Genomic DNA, 24,192 nt, shown 5'->3' with positions numbered 1-24,192 from the left:
GCCATGTTCGAAGACTTCCACTTAGCCAGCATCGTCGTATCGACCATCCGCAATGCGCCGGTACTGATTTTCGCGGCGATGGCCGGCCTGTTCGCTGAACGCAGCGGCGTGATCGACCTCGCGCTCGAGGGCAAGATGCTCGCCAGCGCCTTTGTCTCCGCCGCCGTCGCTTACACCACGCAGAACGCCTGGTACGGCGTGGCTGCAGGCGTCGCCGTATCGGCCGCGCTGGCGCTGCTGCAGGGTTATGTCAGCATCACGCAAAAGGGCAACCAGCTGGTGGGTGGCATCGCGATCAACATCGCCATGAGCGGCCTGACCTTCGTTCTGGCGCAGTTCTTCTACCAGCAGGGCGGCCGCACGCCGGACCTGGGCGAAGCGCGCCTGCTCGACATCGTATTGCCAGGCACCGCGGCGCTGGCCGACGTGCCCTTCCTCGGCTGGTTCTACGGCCATGTGATCGGCGGCCATTCGGCGCTGGTGTACCTGGCGTTCGCGCTGATCCCGCTGGTGCACTGGGTGATTTACCACAGCCGCTTCGGCCTGCGCCTGCGCGCCTGCGGCGAGAACCCGCATGCGGCCGACGCAGCGGGCATCAGCGTCGAGCGCACCCGCTACATGGCGATGCTCGTGTGCGGCATCCTGTGCTCGTTCTCGGGCGCTTACCTGGCGATTGTGCAGAGCGGCTTCTTCCTGCGCGATATGTCGGCAGGCGCGGGCTACCTGGCGCTGACAGCAATGGTGTTCGGTAACTGGCGCCCGGTGTACACGGCCCTCGGCTGCGTCATGTTCGGCTTCTTCAGCGCCGTGCAGATCCAGATCGAAGGCGTCGATTTGCCGGGCATCGGCCGCATTCCGGGCTCGCTGATCCAGATGATCCCATACGTTGTCACCGTGATCGTGCTGGCTGGCCTGATGGCCAAGTCGGTGGCGCCGAAAGCCATCGGCAAGCCGTTCGTCAAGTCGCGCTGACCAGGAAAGGCGGGGGCCGTGCGCCCCCGCTTGCAGGATTGTTCTAGACTTTGGGTACTGTTTAAGTGGGCGTAGCACTGAAACATGAAAACCCAACTGTTAGAAGACATCGGCGAAAATCATTCCGTGCCGATAATCCCCCCCAAGAATACACATGCGACCGCAGGCAAGTGGCATGCGGGATCGTGGCGTCACCGCGACACGGCCGCTGCGGCGGCTCCCTTTGCGGAACCTGCGCCGCCATCCCCTCCGCCCCCTGCCCACAGTCTGAACCCCGATCCGCTGGCTGAGTGCTGGGCGATCGCGAATCCCGACGTCGAAGCGTCCTGGTTCGAACGCTGGGGACGCAGCGCAGCAGCGTGGAGCGGGGGCCTTGCGGCAGCCGTGCTGGTCGCAGGCGGCGCGGCATGGGTGTACAACGACAGCAAGACCAGCCAGGCACTGTCCGTTGCGTCAGCCGCGCTCGACACGCCGCTCCCCGCGTACGTGACGCGCGCTCCGATCGGCCCCGTTGAACCAATCGCCGTGCAGGCATCCGAACTGCCGCCGCTTGCCATCGACTTTCAAGCAGCGGTTCCGGATTTCTCACCGGCGCCGGTCGCCGCCAAGCGCAGCCGCGTACGCGCTATTGCGAAGGTCCCTCGCCGTACGCCGCCGCCTGCGCCTGATCCAGCGGCCATCCGCCAATCCCAAAAGGCCGAGACGCTGCGCCAGTGCCGCGCGGCCGGCTATCACGCCGGGCAGTGCATCAAGCGCTCGTGCGTAGCCACGCCTTACGGCATCGCCTGCAAGGGCTAGGCCGCAGGCCTGAACGCTTCCGCGAGAAAGTCGATCAGGTAGCGCAGTTTCAGCGGCAGGTGGCGGCGCGACGCGTAGAGCGCGTACACACCCAGTTCACCGGTACGGTATTCCGGCAGGATTTCAACCAGCTCACCGGAGCGCAAGTCGCCGCCGACCAGGAAGTCCGGCTGCAAAATCACGCCCTGCCCGCGCAGCGCGGCGGCGCGGCAGGTGTCGCCGTTATTCGCGTACAGGCGCGGGCTGACCTTGACCGTCACTTCTCCATCGGGGCCATCAAAGGTCCATTCGTCGCGGAATGCGCCGTAGGTGTAGGCGACGACATCGTGTTGCGCCAGTTCGCGCGCGTGCTGCGGGGTGCCGCGCCGTTCAAGATACGAAGGCGCCGCGCACAGCACCAGCCGCGTGGTCGCCAGCCGGCGCGCGATCAGCGACGGCTGCATGACGCTCGAGATGCGGATCGCGAGGTCGAAGCCATCCTCGACCAGGTCGACCGCCCGGTCCGATAACGACACGTCCAGCCTGACCTTCGGATAGCGCTCGAGGAAGTCGCCCCACAACGGCGCCAGGTGCAGGATGCCGAAGGTGACGGGGGCGCTGACCCGCAGCAGGCCGCTGGCCTCCACGCTGCGGGTACTCAGGTCGCCCTCGGCTTCCTCCAGCGCCGCCAGCAGCTCGGTGCAGTGGTAGTAGAAAGCGTGGCCGTCGTCGGTCATCGACAGGCTGCGCGTGGTGCGGTTGAGCAGGCGCACGCCCAGGCGGTCTTCCAGTTCGCTGACATAGCGCGACACCGCCGCTTTCGAGCTGCCCAGCGCCTCCGCCGCGCGCACAAAGCTGCCGGCGTCCACCACTGCCACGAAAGCCTGCATTTCCTGGAACTTATCCATTATCTCTAAATGTGGAACAAAGTATCTCATTAAAGCATATTTATCTCATTTATAGAGACAGATACACTGGATGCATGACTTCAAGGAGGCCTGTATGAGCACCTTACCGACACTATTCGTATCCCACGGCGCGCCGACGCTCGCCATCGTCGACAGTCCCGCCAACCGCTTCCTGCGCGAGCTGGGCCGGACGCTGCCGCGTCCGAAAGCGATCCTGGTCGCCTCGGCGCACTGGGAGTCGCGCGGCGGTCCCGCCGTCAGCCTGGCGACCAAGCCGGAAACCATCCACGACTTCGGCGGTTTTCCCGCCGCGCTGTTTGCGATCCAGTACCCGGCGCCCGGCGCGCCAGAGGTAGCCGCGCGCGCCGCATCGCTGCTGACGCAGGCCGGCCTCGCGGTCGCGCAGAGCCCGACCCGTGGCCTCGACCACGGCGCCTGGGTGCCGCTGCACCTGATGTATCCGGATGCCGACATCCCGGTCGCGCAGATCTCGATCGTGCGCGGCGGCTCACCGGCGGAGCATGAACGCATCGGCCGCGCACTGGCGTCGCTGCGCGAGCAAGGCGTGTTAATCATCGGTTCCGGTTCGCTGACCCACAACTTGTACGAGTTCCGCGGCCAGCCGATTGACGTCCCTGCTCCGGACTGGGTCAGCGGCTTCGGCGACTGGATGAAGGCACGGCTCGACGACAACGACCTGCAGGCGCTGCGCGAATACCGCACCCGCGCGCCGCACGCCGAGCGCAATCACCCGACCGACGAGCACCTGATGCCGCTCTATGTCGCGATGGGCGCGGCGGGTGACAACGCGCGGGCCGCGCGTCTCCACGCCAGCTACGAGTACGGCATCCTGGCGATGGACGCCTACGCTTTCACATGAACCCACTAACGTCCCCGGCAAGGGTAGAATATGCCGCGGTGCCGTTCTTATTAATAAATCAATTAACAAAAGGAATCGACATGCAAACCACTGTAACCACCACCTCCAACGACGACCTCGGCAAACTCGTCATCCGCGCGGCCGTCGCCCTCATGGTGCTGCTGCACGGGATCTCCAAGCTTACCGGCGGCATCGACGGCATCACCGGAATGGTGACCAACGCCGGCCTGCCGGCCATCCTTGCCTACGGCGTGTACGTCGGCGAAGTGATCGCCCCGATCCTGGTGCTGATCGGCCTGTGGACCCGCGCTGCCGCCGTCGTCATGGTGATCAACATGGTCGTCGCGATCGTCCTCGCCCACATGGGCGACCTCGCCAAAATGAACGACATGGGCGGCTGGGCGCTTGAACTGCAAGGCATGTTCCTGTTCGGTGCAATCGCCGTGGCATTGCTTGGCGCCGGCCGTTACAGCATCGGCGGCATCAACGGCAAGTGGAACTAAGCTAGTCGTTGGCGCGGCGCGATGAGCGCGCCAGCGTCCACATAAATCCGATACCAGCCGAAGCCCCGCTGTTCTTCCTGAACAGCGGGCTTTCTTCATTGGCCGAGCGCGCGTAGTTCTCGTACCAGAGATAGCCGAACACGCGCACGTCCGGGCTGATCTTGCGGGCAGCGAAGCCGCCTGCGCGCACCAGCACCAGCCCCTTTTTCGCATCGTACGCGGGCCGCTGCGCGGTCGCGAACTCAGGCCGCACCTCGTAGAAGTAGCTATTCAGCTTTTCGTTTGCCGCGACAAAACCGACGTGCAGGTCGCCGTTCCACCCGGTGCCGCTATCGGCCATCTCGTACACCAGGCGCGGCGCGAAATTCCATCCCTGGTTGCGCAGCCCTCCCCTGCCTTCAATGACGGTGCGCAGCGGCAGGTCGAGCCGCAGGCGGCTGAACTCGCGCCGCAACAGCGTCAGTTTCAGCCGCGGTCCGAATTCGACCAGCGTGCCGAGATCGGGCATGCCCGCGCGCGCATCGACATCGTCGGACCGGGATGGCAGCGAGGCCGCGAAGCCGACATCGAATTCGGCGCGGTCGCTGCGGAACAGACGCGCGCCGATGCCCGATTCATCGGACCGGAAAATTTTGCCGCGGTAGATGGGCGCCGGAAGGACCAGCAGGCGCGACGAGCGGTCATCGGCGCCGGGATAGGCAGGCGTGGAAACCGCGCCGCCGACGACGCCGATTTCCCACAGAGGACGGTCTTGCTGGGCCGCTGCCGCACTGGGCAGCGCCAGCAGTGCGCCGCACAACAACGCACGCATGAAGTCAAGCATCGGGTGCCTCCGTTCAGATTCTGATTCGACCCGAAGCCACCGTCTGAGTTGCCAGCCGGCGTTTGCTTACGGCCAAATTGCCTTCAATACCGCTGCCAGGTTGTGGCCACCCTTGATCAGCTGCGTTTTGGCAATGGCCGAGCTCGGAACCGGATAGTTCGGCGTGGTTTCCAGGTTGAAGGTGTAATACGTTTCGCCCTTGCGGTTGGTCTGCGCAGTGATCTTGCCGGGCTTTACGTCATCATACGCCCGCTTGGCCACCTCAAGCGAATCGTTCGCCCACTCGTAAGGCCAGATGGACGGGTCTGTTGCGGTATTGATCGGAAGCACCGGGCAGATTTCGCAGTTGCTGAAGTTGTCAGGGTTGCCCAACACTTTCTGCGCGAACTCGTCCGGCGTTTTTGTGGCAATGCGGCGCATCGCGTAGTTGACCAAGGTACTGTCCCAGTACGAGTGGAACGGACGCGTGGTCCACTTCTTCGCGCCTTCCGGCAGTGGCTTGTCTTCGCCGGGGATCAGTGCCTTCGACAGCGCCGACAGCTTGTCGTCGTCGAGCAGCAGGTTGTTACCGCCGCGCGAATCGAAGATGTTCACCGCGTCGACTTCCGCACGCGACTTCGGCACGACGAAGCTGCCGTCCTTGCCGACGTAGGCCGCACCCACATGCAGCGGCTGGTGGATGTCGCCGGTCATGTGGGCGATCAGCAGCAGCGCCTGCCGCCTTGTGAAATTGTGCGGATTCGCACCGGGGCCGGTCTTGCCCTGCAGGACGGCGATGGCCTGGCTCAGCGTCTGCACGATGTCGTGCTCCGTGGTGCCGACGTGGCCGTGGTGGTAATGCAGGCTCTGGAACGGGATATTGACGTAGTGGTACTCGTCGTGTTTCGGATTGACTGCCGTGTATTCAGCCTGTTCCGGCGTCGCGGCTGGGTAGCCCACGCCGGCCTTGGCTTCATCGGCCCAGTTGGTGATCGACTCGAGCGTCTCGCCCGGCAGCAGCAGCGCCTGCACCTGCTTTTCCGCGTTGCTGCCCTTGATCAGCTTCTGGGCGATCGAGCCGACCACGCGGTGGCCCTCATGGCCCCATGCAAGCGCGTCAAACGACGCAAAGGCGCTGGACAGCGCGAGTACGCAAACTAGTTTTTTCATTGCTCGTTCTTTCAGGAGTTATTTTGTGGTCTCGACGCGGCCAGCGACGGCGCTGCTGCCCGCCGGCTTGCCGGCGCGGTCGTTGTCGGACAGGTAGCGTACGAAGGCATCGAGGTCGAGCATCTGTGTGTTGCGTTTGTTGGCCGCTTGCGCGAATGCCGTGAAGCCGTCGCCGCCTTCGGCCAGGAAATTATTAACTGCCACGCGGTAGGTCTTTGCTTCGTCCAGCGCAACACCATCCAGCTTGACGCTGCCCGGCACCACGCGCTGCCCTTTCGGCCTGGCGCCGTCCCAGCGGTAGGCGAAGCCGCGCGAAGGATGCAGCATCGCGGCCTGGCTGTCGGCGTGCTTGCGGATCCACTGCTGTTCGAGCGCCGTGCGCAGCTGCGCACCGGTCATGTCCATCACGACGATGGTGTTCGAAAACGGCAGCACGACCTGTGCCTGGCCGTAGGTGGTGACAAGGTTGTCGCCGGCCTCGAGGTCCTTGCGCATGCCGCCGCCGTTCATGAAGGCGATCTGCACGCCCTCGTCTTTGCTGGCTTCGAGGACCGCATCGGCGATCAGGTTGCCAAGCGGTGCTTCGCCTGCCGCATTGAGCTTGCGCGGAATCGATTTGGCGCCGAGGCGCGCGACCGGGCGCGCCAGTGCGCTCTCGCTGCGCTCCCTGACCTGCTTCAGGTAGCCGGCCAGGCGCGGGTCGGCCGGATATTCGCCCGGCTTGACCACGACATTGCGCACGGTGATGCCGCGCAGCGCGCGCGACTGAGGATCGACCGCCAGCTTGATGCGCGACAGGACGTGCCCGCCCATCTCGGCCTGTGTAATGGTGCGACCGTCCACCTTGCACTGGAATCCCTGGTGCGTGTGGCCGCTGATGATCAGTTTCAGTTCCGGGTCGAGGCGCTTGGCGATGCTGACGATCGGGCCCTTGAGATTTTTGCAGTCAGGCTCGTTGAAGGCTTCATCGGTGTGGCCGCCTTCGTGGATCAGCACCACGAACACGGTCGCGCCCTTGGCGCGTACTTCGGCCAGCGCCTTGTTGATCGAGTCGGCTTCGTCGAGGAACGACAGCCCCGCGATGCCCGACGCCAGCACCACCGATGGCGTATCCTTCAACACGGCGCCGATGTAGGCCACCTTGACGCCCTTGGCTTCTTCGATTTTATAAGCCGGCAGGAGTGTCTTGCCGGTGGCCGTATCGATCACGTTCGCGGCCAGGTAGGTAAACGAGGCGCCGCGGTAGTCCGGATCGAGCTTGCAGGCCTTGTCGGCGCGGTGCGACTCGCAGCCGCCATGCTGCTGGCGCAGCAGCTCCGTGCGGCCCTGGTCGAACTCGTGGTTGCCCGCCGAGCTGGCGTTCATGCCCAGCATCGACAGCGCGGTCAAGCTCGCTTCATCAGCCCACATCGACGACATCGCCGGGCTGGCGCCAACCAGGTCGCCGGCACCGACGAACATCAGGTCCTTGTCTTCAGCGCGCCAGGCCTGCAGCGCGGCGCCGATGGCATCGATGCCGCCAGCCTGGACGGTCGCCTGCTGCCCGTTGATCTTGTAATTGAATTTGCCGCCTTCGAGGTGGCCGTGGAAGTCGTTCAGCGCGACCACGTTCAGTTCAAGCGGCGCTTGCGGGCGCGTGGCGCAGCCACTGGCCAGCAGGATGGTAGCCAGCAGGATCGCGCTGCGGCCGGGCGGGAAAATACGCATGGGGTGTCAATACCTTTTGCTATGCACAAGTAAAAACAGGCCCCGAAGGGCCTGTCGAATTATGTCACATCATCGTGCGGCTTAGATGTCGACCGACAGCGTGACCGAAGCGAAGCGTGGCGCGCCGAGGTAGTAGAACACAGTGCGTGCCGATGCGCCTGGGTAGGCAACAGCATTGGTCACACTCTGCGACGACGGGTTGCGGTACTGCTTGCTCGTGATGTTGCTGACGTTGACGTTCAGCTTCGGACGCTTGAAGATGCCGAAGTTAGCGAAGGTGTAGCCGCCGTCGATGCCGAACACGGTGTAGCCTGGAACGACTTCGTCGTTGGTCAGGGTAGCCTGCTGCTTGCCGGTGGCTTTCGCCTTGCCGCGAATCCAGAACGCGCCTTGCTGGTACTCAGCCGACAGGCCAGCCTTGTGGCGTGGGGTCAGTGGCATTTCCTTGCCAGCGGTCGGCAGGAACGCGGTTGCGCTTACGCGCAGGTCGTTTTCAACTTCGCTCTTGCTGTAACCGTAAGAACCGTAGAACGACCAGCCGTGGAACGGGGTGTTGCCTGCTTCGATTTCGAAACCGTTGTTCTTGACCTTGCCGACGTTGGTCAGGGTGCTGGTCAGGGTGTTCGGATCGAACGCGGTGGCCTGGCGGTCACGGAAGTTGATCGAGTAGACGTTGAACGAACCGATCCACTTGTTGGTCTGGTGACGGATACCGACGTCGAGGTTGTACGAAGTCTCTTCCTTCACGTCGCCAACCAGGGCGGCTACGCCATTGGTCACCTTGACGTTCGAACCGGTGGTCGCGAACACGAAGTTCGGCGGCGCCTTCATGTTCTTGGCGATCGAAGCGTACAGCTGGTCGTCAGCGGTCAGCTTGAAGCGGGCGCCCAGCTGCGGCAGCACGTCGTTGTAAGTCTTCTTGATCTGGTAGGTAACGCCCGAGTTGGTGCCTTCGTTGGCGATGTTGGTGAAGTCGCGCTTGATGTGCGGGGTGCGCACGCCGAAATTCACGGTCAGGCGGTCGTCCATCATCGTGACGGTATCTTGCAGGAATGCCTGATACGCGGTGGAGATCGTCCTCCAGTTACGCGACTGGTAAGCCACGCCGTCCGGACGCAGGATCTCGCCGTCTTGCAGGAAGTAGTCGACCGGGGTGCCGTCGTCGCGCACGCGCACTGCGGTACCGGTCTGGTCGTGCTTGGCGCGCTCGAACCAGAAGCCGCCCAGGATCGTGTGGTTGCCGACCGAGTAGGTCAGCGACGAGGTGATGCCAGGACGCTGGGTGTGGGTGACGCTGGCGTTGGCGACGATGATGGTGTCGAGCGTATCGCCGTCGCCATTGATGTCCGCTGCTGCGCCGATCTTGCCGGTGGCCGGGTTCAGGAAGCCGGTTTCCGACAGCAGCTTCTGCTGGACGCCGCCGTTGCCGAAGCCGTACCAGTAGTAAGGCAGCACTTTCAGGTCGAGGTTGTCGGCCAGGCGGAACTTGGCTTCAGCCGAAGCGATGCCGTTCTTGAACGGGTTGGTCGACAGCTTGTAGTACTGTGGCGATGGGCCGGTTTCCTTCTGTGCGGTGCCCTTCACTGGCGTCAGGTGGCCTGGGGTGAAGTCGCGCGCGAATTCGTGGTAGTAGCCGAACTTGTTCAGGTCGCTCAGGCTCCAGCTGCCGATGTTGTTGTTCAGTGCATCGTTCCACAGCAGGGTGGCGTGGACGTAGTTGAAACGATCCCAGTCGTAGTTGAAGCCAGCGTCGATGTGGTCGCGCTTGGCGCCGCCCTGGCCCTTCCACTTGTCGGCTTCAGCGCGCGACACGGAGATGAACGCCTTCGAACGGCCATCGGCCAGACGGCCGGTGTCGTAGCGCAGGAAGGTCTTGTAGCTGTTGAGCTGACCGAGGGTCTGCATCACGCGGAAGCGCTGGGTGTTTTCCGGGTTGCAGGTGATGATGCCGAAGTTACCGCCGGTAGCGCCAACTTGCGGGGAGTCGACGTCGGTCGAACCCTGGGTCACGAACTGGCTGCAGGTGTTTTCCTGGTCGACGTATTCTTGCGGGAATACCGAGAAGCTGCCCGAGTCGTTGACTGGTACGCCGTTGATGGTCGCGCCGATTTGGTCGCTGTTGAAGCCGCGCAGGGTCAGGCCGCCACCGAACAGGCCGGTCGAGTCGTGGTTGAAGCTGTTAACCGCTGGCATCATTTCCAGGGCTTCATAGGCGTTACCGGTCGGGCGCTGTTTTTCCAGCTCTTCCGCGGTAATCGTCGAACGTGCTTTAGGAGCATCCTCTGCAACCATCAGGCCCATACCGATTTTCTTGCCGGTGATGATGACTTCATTCACTTTCGGTACGTCCGTCGCCGCCGGGGCCGTTTGCGCATTTGCCGACAGGCTCAGGCAAGCCAGCTGGCATGCCACAGCCAACAGGCTCAGGCGCAATGTCGGATTTGGGTTCAAAGCAGATTGCATTAAAAAACTCCCTAGAGTGTTATTGTAAATACTGCTGCTGCAAGCGAAACGCCTGCGGCGAAAGGTAGGGCGGCGCCCAGAGTACGGCAGTGTACTGTTCTTATATTTCCTGTCTGTTACACAACCAAAATGACTTTTGCGCAACAGGGATTTCCGCACTCATCGCTCGGACTATGCATTAAGGAAAGTTGCAAGACAAATACGATTTTTTTGCTTTATTTATATGAAGTTAATATAAATTCATGATAAATTTGCCGTGCTGTCATAGCTAAAGACGGGCACCGCGAACAAGGCGCGATTATAAATGAGTCAATTCTCCTTGAAATTGTTTCTAGGAAAAAATGGGAAAAGTTGTCTCGACAACAGCAATTGTGTCGCAGGATGACCACAGGTTCGCACTGCGGCGGTGCGGCGTCGGCGTGGGTAAAGACGGCCTCGGGCGACTGGTATTGAACCGGGCTGGGCGGTAAATGGGCGTAAAAAAACCGGGCCCGACAATGGCCCGGTTTTTCATGAAGCTGGATGCGGCGGTATCAGTGCTTTTTGGCTTTGGCGGCCAGCGCGGCGATGTCGGCTTCGAACTTCGCGTAGCGCGCGTCGAGCTGCGCGGTCAGGCGCTTCTTTTCCTGGGCCGGGAGGAAGGCGTAGCGCAGGCTGTTGTATGACGCTCTCTTGACCTCGCTGTAATCCGGCTTGTAGCGGCTTGCGAACAGCACGTATTCGTTTGACAGCGTATGCCGCGTCACGCCGGCGTCGTCGGTCGAGATCACATATGGCACGCCATACTTACGGTAAAGCGTCAGCGGATGGTTGTCGCCCTTGATGCCGCTGATGAAGGCGTTGCTGGTCAGGTTGATCTCGACCGGAATGTCCTTGTCGCGCATCGTCTTCATGATCGCGATCGCGTTCGCCTCGTGCGCCAGGTCGATGCCATGGCCGATGCGGTCGGCGCCGGCCACGTTCAGGGCTTCGTCGATGTGGAACTTCAGGCCTTCCGGCGGCACGTCGCCGAGCGCCAGCTCGCCCGCATGCAGCGCCAGCTTCACCCCCGGGTAGCGCGTCTTGAGGAACCTGAACATCTTCATGTGCAGGGTGTAGTCGCGCATCGAGATGTGCGAGCTTTCCTGGCCGACGATGTTCAGCCCAACCACCAGCCCGCCCTGCGCGGCCGCCTTGAAGCCCCCTGCCATCGAGGAAAACACGCGCGATGGCGACTGCAGGCGGAATACGTACGACTGGTAGCGCATCGTGAAATTGGCGTCGTCGACGCCGGCGTGCGATGCGGCGATCGTGCCGGTGTAGTCAGCGACGCTCTGGCTGAACTTCGCGTCGTTGTCGAGGACGGCCAGCCATGCGGCCATCGCCTCGTCGAGCGCGGCGTCGCTGGCGCCGGCCTGGCGCACCCTGGCGTCGAAGTCGGGGCTGTCGCCCTGCGGGGCCGATTTGAACATGGTCTCGATGTATGAGACGTTTTCCTCGACCGCGCGCTTCTTCAGCGTCAGCAGGCCTTCGTTGAAATTGGTGTTCGAGACCGCGCCGAAGTACATGAAGGTCTGGAAGAAACGCTGGTCAGGCGGCGGCTGTACCGCGCCGTGGTTGTCGAAGTCCTTGGTCGACCAGCGCTGCAGCAGTTCGCGGTAGAGGTTGTCGTTGGCGATCACTTCGCCGGTCGACAGGCAGCTGCGCTCGGACTGCGGCAGCGCGCGCTGGGCAGCGACCTTGTCCTGTTTCGTTTCAATCTGGTAGCTGCCCATGTCGACGCACCAGCCCTGCTTGTCGATCCAGTCGAGATACTGCTCGGCATAGATGGCGCCCGAATAGTGGTGGTGCAGGTCCGCGCCCTTTGGCATGCGGGTGAAGAACAAGGTCAGCTCCGACGTTTTCGGCGTCTCGCCCGCGATCAGCGAAGCATAGTGGCGCGCGGTGAGAACCTCGTTGGCCTTGGCCGATGGTGCGCGCGCTTGGACGGCCGGCTGCGCGGCGGCGAACGCCAGGGCGATCGCCAGGCTGCGAATCTTGATGTGCATTGTTCTTCTCTCGGTGTGTGGAACTGCCAAAAATTATGCAGGCAGGCGCTCGTGCACTTTTCGCCCGGCGGCGTAGGTCGCGCTCACCGCGCGGTCGTCGCCGAGCAGCGCCAGCACAAACAGCAGTTCATCGAGGTTGGCGCAGCGCTCCGTGCGGCGCGCCAGCAGCGGCGTACACGCAGGATCGAGCACGATGAAGTCCGCCTCTGTCCCCGGCGCGAAGCTGCCGATGCTGTCCTCGAGTTGCATGCTGCGTGCCGCACCGAGCGTAGCGAGGTAGAACATGCGCGCCGCCGGCAGGTAGCTGCCCTTCAAGCGCGCTACTTTATAGGCTTCATTCATTGTTTGCAACATCGAGAACGAAGTGCCGCCGCCCACGTCCGTCGCCAGCGAGAGATGGACCCTGGCCGCATCGGCCTTCTCGAAATCGAACAGCCCGCTGCCGAGGAAGAAGTTGGAGGTCGGGCAGATCGCGGCGGCCGCGCCGGTTTCGGCCATGCGCGCGAAGTCGGCGTCGTCGAGCCAGATGCAGTGGCCGAACATCGACCGCGCGCGCATCAGGCCATGGCTGTCGTACACGTCAAGATAACTGCGCGACTTGGGATACAGCTCGCGTACCCAGGCGCATTCGGCGTGGTTTTCCGATACGTGGGTCTGGATGAAGGTGTCCGGATAAGCGGCCGCCAGTTCGCCGGCCAGCGCCAGCTGGGCCTCGCTCGATGTCGGCGCGAAGCGCGGCGTGATCGCATACAGCGAACGTCCGCGTTTGTGCCATTTGCGGATCAGGTCTTCGCTTTCGCGCGCCCCACCCTCCGCGGTATCGCACAGGAAGTCCGGGCAGTGGCGGTCCATCAGGATCTTACCGGCCACCATGCGCAGGTTGCGCGCCTCGCTGGCCTCGAAGAAGGCGTCGACCGATTCCTTGTGGACGGTGCAGTAGACCATCGCGGTGGTGGTCCCGCAGCGCAGCAACTCGTCGAGGAAGAACTCGGCCACCTCGCGCGCGTGCTGCTGGTCGCCGAACTGGCGCTCGGTCGGGAAGGTATACTTCTCGAGCCACGGCAGCAGGCTTGGGGCCGGCGAGGCGATCATGTCGGTCTGCGGGAAGTGCAGGTGCGTGTCGATAAAGCCGGGCATGATCAGCTTGCCGCGGTAGTCGTGCACGGCGACTCCCTCCGGCAGCGTCGCGGCAAGCGTGGCGTAGTCGCCCGCCGCCTGGACCTTGTCGCCGTCGACGATCAGCAGCCCGTCCTCGTGCCAGCTGAACGCATCTGGCGTGAAGGCCGGGTCGGCGTGGAAGTGCAGCACGCTTGCGCGGTAGGCTTGCAGTTTGTTTGGTGGAGCTATCGACATCAGGTTCTTTCTCGTTCAATCTTGGGCAGGGAAGCTTCCTGCGCTTCCCATACGCCCAGCAGCTGGGCGCATACCGACGCCGCGATGACCGCAGGCGCCTTGTTCGTAATTCCGGGCAGCCCGATCGGGCATACCATCGCTTCAATGCGGGCCGGGTCGACGCCCTTGTCGCGCAAGCGGTGTTCGAACTGCTTGCGCTTGGTGTGCGAACCGATCAGGCCAAACCAGCCGACACCTTTCCGCGCCATGATCGCTTCGGTCAAACGCTGGTCAAGCGCGTGGCTGTGCGTCATGACGAGGTAGCTCGCCCCTTCCGGCGCGGCGGCGACCAGCGCTTCCGGCATGTCGGTGGCTTCGACCGTTACGTTCGCCGGCACATCCCTCGGGAACATGTCGTCGCGCTCGTCCACCCAGCTTACTGTACATGGCAAGTCCGCCAGGGCGCGCACAATCGCCGCGCCGACATGGCCTGCACCAAACAGTACCAGGTGCGAACGCGGGGCGAATACGGCATCGGCCAGCCAGCGGCGCCCAGTCTCGTCCCGCATGACATGGCTACCCCGGCCGCGCACAAACGCGGGCGCCGGCGAACCGGCAATCCGCGCGCCCGTCGCATCGAACAGCGCGGCGTCGGGAGCGCCGTCGATTGCCACCATGCGCCAGCTGTCCTCCCGCGCGCGTTCGCGCAGCAGCGCTGCCAGCTCGGTATCGGTCCGTTCGAACAGCAAGTGGACCACGCCGCCACAGCACTGCCCCAGACCCGGACCGAGTGCGAACCGTTCGAAGTGGCGTGCACGTTCGCCCGCCAGCATTGTCCGCGCGATTTCGATGGCGCGCAGTTCGAGGTGGCCGCCGCCGATCGTGCCGGTCACCGTGTCCGCATCCACAAGCATCCTTGTGCCGGGATCGCGCGGGACCGACCCTTCGGCAATGGCGACCGTGACCAGCACTTCCATCACCCGGCCGTTTGCAGTGCCGCTTCCACAGCGGCGATCGACTTCAGGATCTCCTCGCTGGTCGCGGGGGCGTTCAGCGGCGGGTTGACCTTGTGGCCGCCGACGCTGGACACCGCATCGCGAATCGCGAAGAACACAGAGAACGGAAGCAGCAGCGGCGGCTCGCCCACCGCCTTCGAGCGGTGGATGCTGTCTTCCACATTGCCATTGTCGAACAGGCGCACGCGGAAGTCTTCCGGACAGTCTGATACACCGGGAATCTTGTAGGTCGACGGTGCGTGCGTCATCAGCTTGCCGCCGTCGTTCCACCACAGCTGTTCGGTCGTCAGCCAGCCCATGCCCTGGATGAAGGCGCCTTCGACCTGGCCGATGTCGATGGCCGGGTTCAGCGACCGGCCCGCATCATACAGCGCGTCGGCGCGCAGCAGCTTCCATTCGCCGGTCAGCGTATCGACCACGACTTCAGACACGGCCGCGCCGTAGGCGTAGTACGAGAACGGGTGGCCCTTCATGGTTTTCGGATCCCAGTGCAGGCCCGGCGTCGCGTAGAAGCCGTCGGACCAGAGCTGCACGCGGGCCAGATATGCCTTCTGGACCAGGATCGGGAACGGTTCTTCATGGCCGTTGACGAACACGGTATCGGCCGCAAAGCGAACGTCCGCCACCTCGCCGCCGTACAGCTTGACCGCGTACGCCGCCAGCCGTTCGCGGATCTGGCGCGCGGCATCCTGCGCGGCCTTGCCGTTCAGGTCTGCGCCGGTTGACGCGGCGGTTGCCGAGGTGTTCGACACTTTGCTGGTGTCGGTGGCGGTGGCGCGCACGTGCGACAGGTCGACGCCCAGTTCATGGGCGACCACCTGCATCACCTTGGTGTTGATGCCCTGCCCCATCTCGGTGCCGCCGTGGTTGACGATGATCGAGCCGTCGACATACACGTGCACCAGCGCGCCGGCCTGGTTCAGGTGGGTGACGTTGAACGCGATGCCGAACTTCACCGGCGTGAGCGCCAGGCCTTTCTTCAGCACTGGACTCGAGGCATTGAACGCGCCAATCGCCTCGCGGCGCGTGCGGTATTCGCTGCTCTCTTCCAGTTCCGCCACCAGTTCATGGATAACGTTATCGACCACCACCTGCCCGTACGGCGTAACGTTGTTGTCAGTCTTCCCGTAGAAGTTGACGCGGCGGATATCCAGCGAATCGCGTCCGAGATTGCGCGCGATTTCGTCGATCACGTATTCGATCGCGATCGCACCCTGCGGGCCGCCGAAGCCACGGAACGCGGTGTTCGACTGCGTGTTGGTCTTGCCGCAGGCGGCCCGGATGTCGACATCGGACAGGTAATACGTATTATCGAAGTGGCAGACCGCGCGTGTGGCGACAGGCCCGGACAGGTCGGCCGAATAACCGGCGCGGCTGACCATGTCGACTTTCGCCGCGATGATCTTTCCGTCGTCGCCGTATCCGACTTCGTATTCGTAATAGAAGCAGTGGCGCTTGCCGGTGACGAGCATGTCGTCGTCGCGGTCGGCGCGCAGCTTGACGGGACGCGTCAGGTGATTGGCCGCGATGGCGGATGCGGCGCACCACAGGGCAGATTGCGACTCCTTGCCGCCAAAGCCGCCGCCCATGCGCCTGCATTCAACCACGATGTTGTGCGAGTGGACGCCGAGCGCATGCGCGACCACATGCTGCATCTCGCTCGGGTGCTGGGTCGAGCACTGCACCAGCATGCCCTTGTTCTCCTTCGGGATCGCGTAGGCGACCTGGCCTTCGAGGTAGAACTGCTCCTGTCCGCCGACATACAGCTCGCCCTTGACCGAGTGCGGCGCGCGTTCGAAAGCAGCCTGGTAATCGCCGCGCGCAAGGTGCATCGGCGGCAGCACGTACGACCCGGCCGCCCTGGCCGCTTGCGGCGTCAAGATCGCCGGCAGTTCGTCGTACGTGACCTTCGCGAGGCGGGCGGCGCGGCGCGCGTTGTCGTGCGTGTCGGCGACGACGATGAACAGCGGCTGCCCCACGTACATCACGATGCCGTCGGCGAAAATCGGGTCGTCGTGGATGATCGGGCCGCAGTCGTTGGTGCCCGGGATGTCCTCGGCGGTGTAGACGGCAACCACGCCGCGGCTGGCGCGCACCGGCGCCAGGTCCATCGACACAATCATCGCGTGCGGCTTGGCGGACAGTCCCAGCGCGCCATGCAGCGTGCCCTGCACTTCCGGGATATCGTCGGTGTAGGTCGCCTGACCGAGCACGTGCAGTTCGGCCGATTCGTGCGGGCGCGGCTTGCCGACCACGCTCCACGCGGCGGACTTCAGGGCTTGCGAACCTGCGTCGTTCATCATGTACTCCTTAAGCGCGCACTGCAAAAGCGTTGACTTCGTTACTCGCCAGCGGTGCATCCTGGCGCGTCTCGAACCAGTAGCGCTTGAGCAGGTTCTGCGCCGCCTTCATGCGGTATTCGCCGGACGCGCGCATGTCCGACAGCGGCTTGTAATCCTGCGCCATCGCGGCCATCGCCGCACTGACTGTCGCTTCCGTCCAGCGCTGGCCGCGCACCGCGCCTTCCGCCGCGGTAGCGCGCTGCGGCGTTGCGGCCATGCCGCCGAAAGCGATACGCGCGTCGGTCACCACGTCGCCGTCGAAGGTGAAAGCGAACGCCGCGCATACCGCGGAGATATCCTGGTCGAAGCGCTTTGCCAGCTTGTAGGTGCGCAGGCGCACGCCATCGCGCGGCACGGGCACGCGCAGCGCCTGCACGAATTCGCCGGCCTGCAAATCCTTCTGCTGATAGCCGAGGTAGAAGTCTTCCAGCGGCATCACCCGTTCGCCCGCCGGCCCGCGCAGCACCAGCTGGGCGCCAACCGCGATCAGCCACGGCATCGAGTCGCCGATCGGCGAACCGTTTGCCACGTTGCCGCCGAGGGTTCCGGCATTGCGGATCGGGAGCGATGCGAAGCGCTGCCACATTTCCGACAATTCTTCCGGATAGTGGCGGCACAGCGCCTTGTACGCTTCTTCCAGCGTGACGCCCGCGCCAATCTCGATCATGCCGGCGGTATCAACGACGGTTTTCAGTTCATCGACGTGGCCGAGGTAGATGATGTCGCCGAGGTCGCGCATCTGCTTGGTGACCCACAGGCCGACGTCGGTCGACCCGGCCAGCAGCAGCGCCGAAGGATTCTCCGCGCGCAGCTTTACCAGTTCGTCGATGCGGCGCGGCGCATGGAACTGCTGTCCGGCGACGCTGTAGGTCGCCATCTTCTCGCGCCGCAGCGACGCCAGCTGACGCGTGAGCGCGCCACGGTCGAACGACACCGTCGGCAGTTCGCCCATGCGCATGGCCGCGTCGATGATCGGACGGTAGCCGGTGCAGCGGCACAGGTTGCCCGACAGCGCGTCGTTAACCTGGCAGCGCGTCGGGCGCGCGCCTTCCTGCTTCAGGTACATGCCCCACAGCGACATCACGAAGCCCGGCGTGCAGAAGCCGCATTGCGAGCCGTGGCATTCGACCATCGCCTGCTGGACCGGGTGCAGCGTGCCGTCCGGCAGCTGCATGTCTTCGACGGTGAACAGGGCCTTGCCGTCCAGCGTAGGGACCAGCTGGATGCAGGAGTTGACCGCCTTCATCTGGAGTTGGCCGTTGTCGAGGGAACCGATGACAACCGTGCAGGCGCCGCAGTCGCCCTCGGCACAGCCTTCCTTGGTGCCGGTGCAATGCAGTTCCTCGCGCAAATGCTGCAAGACAGTCTGCGTCGGCGACGCAGTGCTGACCTCGCGCACCGCGCCCTGATAGTAGAAACGAATCGGTTCTGACATTCTTGCCTCGGCTTTATCCCAGCTTACAAGGCTAACATCGGCGACATGGGCATGTATATAAATATACTGATGTCCGTTATCAGCCAAACTCAATGAGACAGGACTTACCTGTCCGGGCAATACTTCATCAGATTTACTCCGAGAAACCTGGTCCTTCAGGACGGGGAGTGAAAGGAGCCGGGCGCGTAGCGCCCGCAACCGTCAAAGTGAAAAAATGTTTTGAACTTTGGTGTTGGGACATGGTCAAACTCCATAAGTGCTTCAGTATGCCATTACGCGCTGGGGGCATGAGTCACCTATCGTTTTTTCCGATCCGCAGTCGCCTTTAGGCGAGGTCGAGAGATATCCTGCGGATTGAATAAGAAGCTGGGCTACTTTCAGTCCGGCTTCCGTCTGGGGCATCAGACGCCAGCAGTGGGAATCCCCTTCCGTTTACGAAGGGGAGGATGTCAATCTATGCACGGATGCGTCGAATGCCAGTGCCGCGCGATATCGATCCGGCGCGTGATCCAGACCTTGTCGTGCTGCTGGACGTAGTCGAGGAAGCGCGCCAGCGCGGCGGCCCGGCCCGGCCGCCCGACAATACGGCAATGCAACCCGACCGAGAGCATCTTCGGCTGGTTCAGCCCGTCCGGATCGCCCTCGGCATATAAAACGTCGAACGCATCCTTCAGGTAATCGAAGAACTGGGTGCCGGAGTTAAAGCCCTGCATCGCGGCGAAGCGCATGTCGTTGGTGTCGAGGGTGTACGGCACCACCAGGTGCGGCTTGACGGCAGCCGTCCCATTCGCGTCCGCATACTCGACCTTCTGCCAGAACGGCAGGTCGTCGCCATAGTGGTCGGCGTCGTAGACAAACCCGCCGTGCTCCACCACCAGCTTGCGCGTCGCCGGCGAATCGCGCCCGGTATACCAGCCCAGCGGCGCTTCGCCGGTCAGCTCGCGGATGATCTGCACCGCTTCCTGCATGTGGGCCCGTTCGGTCGCCTCGTCGATGTTCTGGTACGAGATCCACTTCAGGCCGTGGCAGGCGATTTCATGGCCCAGCTCACGGAAGGCTGCGACCGCTTCCGGATTGCGCTTGAGCGCCATCGACACGCCAAACACCGTCAGCGGCAGCTTGCGGTCCTCGAACATCCGCAGCAGGCGCCACAGCCCGGCGCGCGAGCCGTATTCATACAGGGACTCCATGCTCATATGCCGCATCGGGAACGCCTGCGCACCGATGATCTCGGACAGGAAGGTCTCGGACGCCGCATCGCCGTGCAGCACATTATTCTCGCCACCCTCTTCGTAGTTCAGCACGAACTGCAAGGCAATGCGCGCCTTTCCCGGCCAACGGGGATGCGGCGGAGTCCGGCCGTAGCCGATCATGTCGCGCGGGTAGTTATCGTAGGTGTTCATCGATGTCGCTGGGATGTGGGATATAAGCTTCATCATATATTGCCTGGCCAACAAGGGTATATGATCTCGTTCACATACTATCTATAGGTGACCCGATGGGCAAACTCAGCACCCACGTGCTCGACACGACGCAAGGCAAGCCAGGCGCAGGCGTCAAGGTGGAGCTGTACGCGGTCAGCGAAGGCCAGCGCAGGCTGATCAAGACCGAGACCACGAACCAGGATGGCCGCTGCACCAGCCCCCTGCTCGAAGGCGAAGCGATGCAGCCCGGGCAGTATGAACTAGTGTTTGCCGCGGGCGACTATTTCGCCGCCCAGGGTGTCGACCTGCCCTCGCCGCGCTTCATCGACCGCGTGACGATCGCCTTCGGCATCGCCGACGCAAGCCAGAACTATCACGTGCCGCTGGTGGTGACGCCGTGGTCGTATTCGACCTACCGCGGCAGCTGAGCTCGTCAGCCGGGCGATGCAAATTCGTCAAACTTGCTATCCTTGGGCATTCGCTCGGGAGAGAAAATGTCCTTGCATATAGTTCACTTTATCGGCCCCATCAACCACCACTCCGCGTGCACGATCCGCAACCTGTGCCTGCAGGCGCTGCAAAGCGGCGCCAGCGAGATCGAGCTGCACATGTCCACCGAAGGCGGCAACATGACCGCCGGCTTTGCGCTGTACTTTTTCCTCAAGTCGCTGCCGCTGCCGCTGACCACGCATAACGTGGGCAGCATCGAATCGGTCGGCATCGTCATTTTCCTCGCCGGCGGCAAGCGCTACGCCTGCCCGGGCACCCGTTTCCTGGTCCATCCCCTGCATTGGGGCTTCGGCAACCTGGTGGCGGCCGACCACTCCCGCGTCAGCGAATGGCGCGACTGCCTCGACTTCGACGCCGAGCGCTACGCCCTCGCCTTCGACGAGGCCACCAGCGGCTGCGCCGGCCACGTCGATATCCGCCCCAACCTGGTCGGCAACGCCCGCCTGTTCGACGCCGACCAGGCGCTCGCCGCCGGCATCATCCACAAGGCCGTCCAGGCCAGGCTGCCCGAAGCCGGCCGGACGTCGCACTGGTGGAACGCCTGACGCACAGGCAGGTTGAATGAATGCGCTACGCACTCTTCCGCCGAATTCCAAGCCGTGTACAAACTTGCATCAATCCTCCCCTTCCTCTAAAATCCAAAGCTCAGCGGTAGCCCGATGGCCCGCCCCGCCTGGCCCCGGCCCACGACGCGTGCCGACCAGTTTCATGTGCAAGTTTTCTTACGGTGAACCTTGGATACCGTGCCGCTTTGGGTGCTTCTTCTCGCACTCGCCTTCCTGATCCTGTCCTCGGCCTTTTTCGCGATGGCGGAAACGGCGCTGATGTCGGCCAATAAGTTCCGCCTTCGCTCGATGGCCAAACGCGGCCACCGCGGCGCGCGTTCGACCTTGTGGCTGCTCGACCGCACCGACAAGCTGCTGTCGCTGATCCTGATCGCCAACACGGTCGTCAACGCCGCCGCCACCGCGCTCGTCACCGGCATCGCCATCCTGTTCTTCGGCTACGACGAAGGCATGATCGCGCTGGCCATCGGCGCGCTGGTGTTCCTGCTGGTCGTGTTCGCTGAAATCACCCCCAAGCGCATTGGCGCGCGCTACCCGGAAAACATCTCGCTGTCGGCCGCGACCGTGCTGCGTCCGCTGATGGCCGTCTCGCAGCCGCTGATCTGGTTCGTCAACCTGTTCGTTTCGGCCATGCTGTCGATGCTGCGCTTCCAACGCATCAACCCGGACGCACAGCGCGTCTCGCCCGAGGAACTGCGTTCGATCGTGCTCGAAGGCGGCAACTTTATTCCGCAAAAGCACAAGAGCATTTTGCTCAACCTGCTCGACCTGGAAAACATCTCGGTCGAGGACATCATGACGCCGCGCGCCCAGATCGAGGCGCTGAACCTGGCCGTGCCGGTCGACGAAATCAAGCGCCAGCTGACCACCTGCTATCACAATAAGCTGCCGGTCTACGAAGGCGAGATCAACCGCATCGCCGGCATCCTGCATGTGCGCCACGCGGTCGCCCTGCTCAATGAAGAGGAAGAACTGACCGTCCAGCATTTCCGCGACCTGCTCAGCACGCCCTATTTCATCCCGGAAGACACCAGCGCGCTGGCCCAGCTGCAGTATTTCCAGGAAAACAAGGAGCGCCTCGGCATCATCGTCGACGAATACGGCGAAGTGCAGGGCCTGGTGACGCTCGACGACATCATCGAGGAACTGATCGGCGAATTCACCACCTCGGTGCCGGGCGCCTCGCGCAGCGAGACCTTCGCCTGGGACCCGAAAGGCGAATGCCTGCTCGACGGCGCCACCCCGCTGCGCGACATCAACAAGCAGCTGGGGCTCGGCTTCTCGCTGGACGGCCCGAAAACGCTGAACGGCCTGCTGCTCGAACAGCTGCAGGAAATCCCGGATGCCCCGATCGCCGTCAAGATGGGCAACTGCGTCATCGAAGTGCTGCACGTGCAGAACCAGGCCATCAAAGTCGCCCGGCTGCAGCGTCTGCCGCCAAAACAGTTCATCTAAGCTAACTTTGTGTCGCGGTGCCATTTCGTCTACGTGGTATCTACGCCTCTGCCCCGGAGACAACTCTTTACAAATGAGATGCCCAGAGGCATGATCTGTGGCAACACGCCGTATCGGGCCATTCCTGGCACGGCGCCATTGTCGTCCCTTGATCACTTAACCATGCGCGTATATGGCAGCAGTCCTCCCTAACACGGCTTCAGGCATACCGATGTCGGGATTGGCACGTGCGCTGGTGCAGGCCGGACGCTTGCCGGCCGCCCAGGCCGACGCGCTGCAAAAACAGGCTGCCGCCGACAAGCTTCCCTTCATCGACGCGCTGCTTGCCGGCGGCGGCATCGACGCGCGCGCGCTCGCCGCGTTCTGCGCGGAGACCTTCGGGTATCCGCTGATGGACCTGCAGACGCTGGACCTGGACGCGCTGCCGCCCAAGGCGATCGACGACAAGCTGATGCAGGGACAGCGCGTGGTGGCGCTGGCCAAGCGCGGCAACAAGCTGTCGGTCGCCATCTCGGACCCGACCAATACCCAGGCCCTCGACCAGATCAAGTTCCAGAGCGAAGCATCGGTCGAACCGGTGATCGTGGCGCACGACGCCCTGGTCGCCCTGCTCGCCAAGCTGATGAAGAGCGCCGAGCAGACCCTGAGCGACATGGTCGGCGACGACCAGGACATCCAGTTTGCCGAAGAAGACACCCAGGCCGCACCGCTGGCCGATCCCGGCAACGACATCGAAGACGCGCCGATCGTCAAGTTCCTGAACAAGATCCTGATGGACGCGGTCAACATGGGCGCCTCGGACATCCACTTCGAGCCGTTCGAAAAGTTCTACCGCATCCGCCTGCGGGTCGACGGCATTCTGCGCGAGCATGCCCAGCCGCCGATCACGATCCGCGACAAGCTGGTCTCGCGCATCAAGGTGCTGGCCAAGCTCGACATCTCCGAAAAGCGCGTGCCGCAGGACGGCCGTATGCGCCTGATCCTGTCGCCGGTCAAGGCGATCGACTTCCGGGTCAGCACGCTGCCCACGCTGTTCGGCGAAAAGACCGTCATGCGTATCCTCGACGCGACCCAGGCCCAGATGGGCATCGACGCGCTCGGCTACGACCCGGACCAGAAAGAACTGCTGCTCGACGCCATCCAGCGCCCGTACGGCATGGTGCTGGTGACCGGCCCGACCGGCTCCGGCAAGACCGTCTCGCTGTACACCTGCCTGAACGTCATCAACAAGCCCGGCATCAACATCTCGACCGCGGAAGACCCGGCCGAGATCAACCTGCCGGGCGTGAACCAGGTCAACGTCAACGACAAGGCCGGCCTGACCTTCCCGGTCGCGCTGAAATCGTTCCTGCGCCAGGACCCGGACATCATCATGGTCGGCGAGATCCGCGACCTTGAAACGGCGGACATCGCGATCAAAGCCGCGCAGACCGGCCACATGGTTTTCTCGACCCTGCACACCAACGACGCGCCGTCGACGCTGACGCGCCTGATGAACATGGGCGTGGCGCCGTTCAACATCGCCTCGTCGGTGATCATGATCACCGCGCAGCGCCTGGCGCGCCGCCTGTGCACCTGCAAGCAGCCGGCCGAAACCAGCCGCGAAGTGTTGCTGGCGGCGGGCTTCCGCGACAACGAACTGGAAGGCGACTGGAAGGCGTACCGCCCGGTCGGCTGCGAGCGTTGCCTGGGCAGCGGCTACAAGGGCCGGGTCGGCATCTACCAGATCATGCCGATCACCCCGGCGATCGAAAAAATCATTCTTGCGCACGGCAATTCGATGGAAATCGCGGCGCAGTCGGAGGCGGAGGGCGTCAAGTCCTTGCGCCGTTCAGGCCTGATGAAGGTAAAGCAGGGATTGACCAGCCTGGAAGAAGTGCTCGGCTGCACCAACGAATAGGGA

General features: G+C 63.4%; 19 protein-coding genes. 8 read left to right on the top strand and 11 right to left on the bottom strand.

Going from position 1 to position 24,192, the window contains the following annotated elements:
• The first annotated feature begins 3 nt into the window (after positions 1–3).
• Both HHL21_RS16410 and HHL21_RS16405 read left to right on the top strand, forming a co-directional pair.
• Positions 4–972, top strand: coding sequence for an ABC transporter permease (locus HHL21_RS16410; protein WP_169467785.1), 969 nt, complete (start codon positions 4–6; stop codon positions 970–972).
• A 126-nt stretch (positions 973–1,098) separates the two neighbouring features.
• A complete protein-coding gene (locus tag HHL21_RS16405; RefSeq protein WP_169467783.1) occupies positions 1,099–1,770 on the top strand; it encodes a hypothetical protein in 672 nt (223 codons plus the stop codon).
• Here HHL21_RS16405 and HHL21_RS16400 read toward each other — a convergent pair.
• Positions 1,767–2,657, bottom strand: coding sequence for a LysR family transcriptional regulator (locus HHL21_RS16400; RefSeq protein ID WP_169467781.1), 891 nt, complete (start codon positions 2,655–2,657; stop codon positions 1,767–1,769). The genes HHL21_RS16405 and HHL21_RS16400 overlap by 4 nt on opposite strands.
• A 94-nt stretch (positions 2,658–2,751) precedes the next feature.
• On the opposite strand from HHL21_RS16400, the gene HHL21_RS16395 reads away from it, so the two are divergent.
• Positions 2,752–3,537: a dioxygenase family protein gene (locus HHL21_RS16395; RefSeq protein ID WP_169467779.1), complete on the top strand. Its 786-nt coding sequence runs from the start codon at positions 2,752–2,754 to the stop codon at positions 3,535–3,537.
• An 80-nt stretch (positions 3,538–3,617) separates the two neighbouring features.
• On the top strand, positions 3,618–4,040 hold the full coding sequence (locus HHL21_RS16390; protein WP_169467777.1) for a DoxX family protein: 423 nt from the start codon (positions 3,618–3,620) through the stop codon (positions 4,038–4,040).
• Position 4,041: 1 nt separating this feature from the next.
• Here HHL21_RS16390 and HHL21_RS16385 read toward each other — a convergent pair whose 3' ends face one another.
• The 10 genes from HHL21_RS16385 to puuE all read right to left on the bottom strand — a co-directional run bounded on the left by HHL21_RS16385 (position 4,042) and on the right by puuE (position 19,737).
• Positions 4,042–4,863 carry a MipA/OmpV family protein gene (locus HHL21_RS16385; RefSeq protein WP_169467775.1) on the bottom strand — a complete coding sequence of 274 codons (822 nt, stop codon included), beginning with the start codon at positions 4,861–4,863 and terminating at the stop codon, positions 4,042–4,044.
• Positions 4,864–4,929: 66 nt separating this feature from the next.
• Positions 4,930–6,012 (bottom strand): S1/P1 nuclease, encoded by a 1,083-nt coding sequence (locus HHL21_RS16380; protein ID WP_169467773.1) that lies wholly within the window; start codon positions 6,010–6,012, stop codon positions 4,930–4,932.
• Between the two features lie 18 nt (positions 6,013–6,030).
• Positions 6,031–7,719 carry a bifunctional metallophosphatase/5'-nucleotidase gene (locus tag HHL21_RS16375; protein WP_169467772.1) on the bottom strand — a complete coding sequence of 563 codons (1,689 nt, stop codon included), beginning with the start codon at positions 7,717–7,719 and terminating at the stop codon, positions 6,031–6,033.
• Positions 7,720–7,800: 81 nt separating this feature from the next.
• A complete protein-coding gene (locus tag HHL21_RS16370) occupies positions 7,801–10,182 on the bottom strand; it encodes a TonB-dependent receptor (protein ID WP_169467770.1) in 2,382 nt (793 codons plus the stop codon).
• A 533-nt stretch (positions 10,183–10,715) separates the two neighbouring features.
• Entirely contained in the window at positions 10,716–12,209 is a 1,494-nt protein-coding gene (locus HHL21_RS16365; protein WP_169467768.1) for an adenosine deaminase family protein, read from the bottom strand.
• A 33-nt stretch (positions 12,210–12,242) separates the two neighbouring features.
• The gene (gene guaD, locus HHL21_RS16360; protein WP_169467766.1) at positions 12,243–13,562 is read right to left on the bottom strand and encodes a guanine deaminase; all 1,320 of its coding nucleotides are present in this window, start codon (positions 13,560–13,562) and stop codon (positions 12,243–12,245) included.
• Positions 13,562–14,518, bottom strand: a complete 957-nt coding sequence (gene xdhC, locus HHL21_RS16355) for a xanthine dehydrogenase accessory protein XdhC (RefSeq protein WP_169467764.1) — start codon at positions 14,516–14,518, stop codon at positions 13,562–13,564. The genes guaD and xdhC overlap by 1 nt, the downstream gene beginning before the upstream one ends.
• A complete protein-coding gene (gene xdhB, locus HHL21_RS16350) occupies positions 14,518–16,857 on the bottom strand; it encodes a xanthine dehydrogenase molybdopterin binding subunit (protein WP_169467904.1) in 2,340 nt (779 codons plus the stop codon). Before xdhB ends, xdhC begins: the two co-directional genes overlap by 1 nt.
• Before the next feature lie 10 nt (positions 16,858–16,867).
• Positions 16,868–18,334, bottom strand: a complete 1,467-nt coding sequence (gene xdhA, locus HHL21_RS16345) for a xanthine dehydrogenase small subunit (RefSeq protein WP_169467762.1) — start codon at positions 18,332–18,334, stop codon at positions 16,868–16,870.
• 449 nt (positions 18,335–18,783) lie between these two features.
• Complete coding sequence (gene puuE / locus HHL21_RS16340) at positions 18,784–19,737, bottom strand: allantoinase PuuE (RefSeq protein ID WP_169467760.1); 954 nt, start codon at positions 19,735–19,737, stop codon at positions 18,784–18,786.
• A gap of 95 nt (positions 19,738–19,832) precedes the next feature.
• Between puuE and uraH the strand changes: the two genes are divergently transcribed.
• The 4 genes from uraH (at position 19,833) to pilB (ending at position 24,189) form a co-directional block, all read left to right on the top strand.
• Positions 19,833–20,186, top strand: coding sequence for a hydroxyisourate hydrolase (gene uraH, locus HHL21_RS16335; RefSeq protein ID WP_169467758.1), 354 nt, complete (start codon positions 19,833–19,835; stop codon positions 20,184–20,186).
• 66 nt (positions 20,187–20,252) lie between these two features.
• A complete protein-coding gene (locus HHL21_RS16330; RefSeq protein ID WP_169467756.1) occupies positions 20,253–20,813 on the top strand; it encodes an ATP-dependent Clp protease proteolytic subunit in 561 nt (186 codons plus the stop codon).
• Positions 20,814–21,002: 189 nt separating this feature from the next.
• Complete coding sequence (locus tag HHL21_RS16325) at positions 21,003–22,289, top strand: HlyC/CorC family transporter (RefSeq protein ID WP_169467754.1); 1,287 nt, start codon at positions 21,003–21,005, stop codon at positions 22,287–22,289.
• A 211-nt stretch (positions 22,290–22,500) separates the two neighbouring features.
• A complete protein-coding gene (pilB, locus tag HHL21_RS16320; protein ID WP_308640245.1) occupies positions 22,501–24,189 on the top strand; it encodes a type IV-A pilus assembly ATPase PilB in 1,689 nt (562 codons plus the stop codon).
• The last annotated feature ends 3 nt before the right edge of the window (positions 24,190–24,192 follow it).

This window comes from Massilia polaris (genome assembly GCF_012927275.1).
Classification (GTDB): domain Bacteria; phylum Pseudomonadota; class Gammaproteobacteria; order Burkholderiales; family Burkholderiaceae_D; genus Telluria_A; species Telluria_A polaris.
This window is presented reverse-complemented; position numbering and strand designations above follow the sequence as displayed.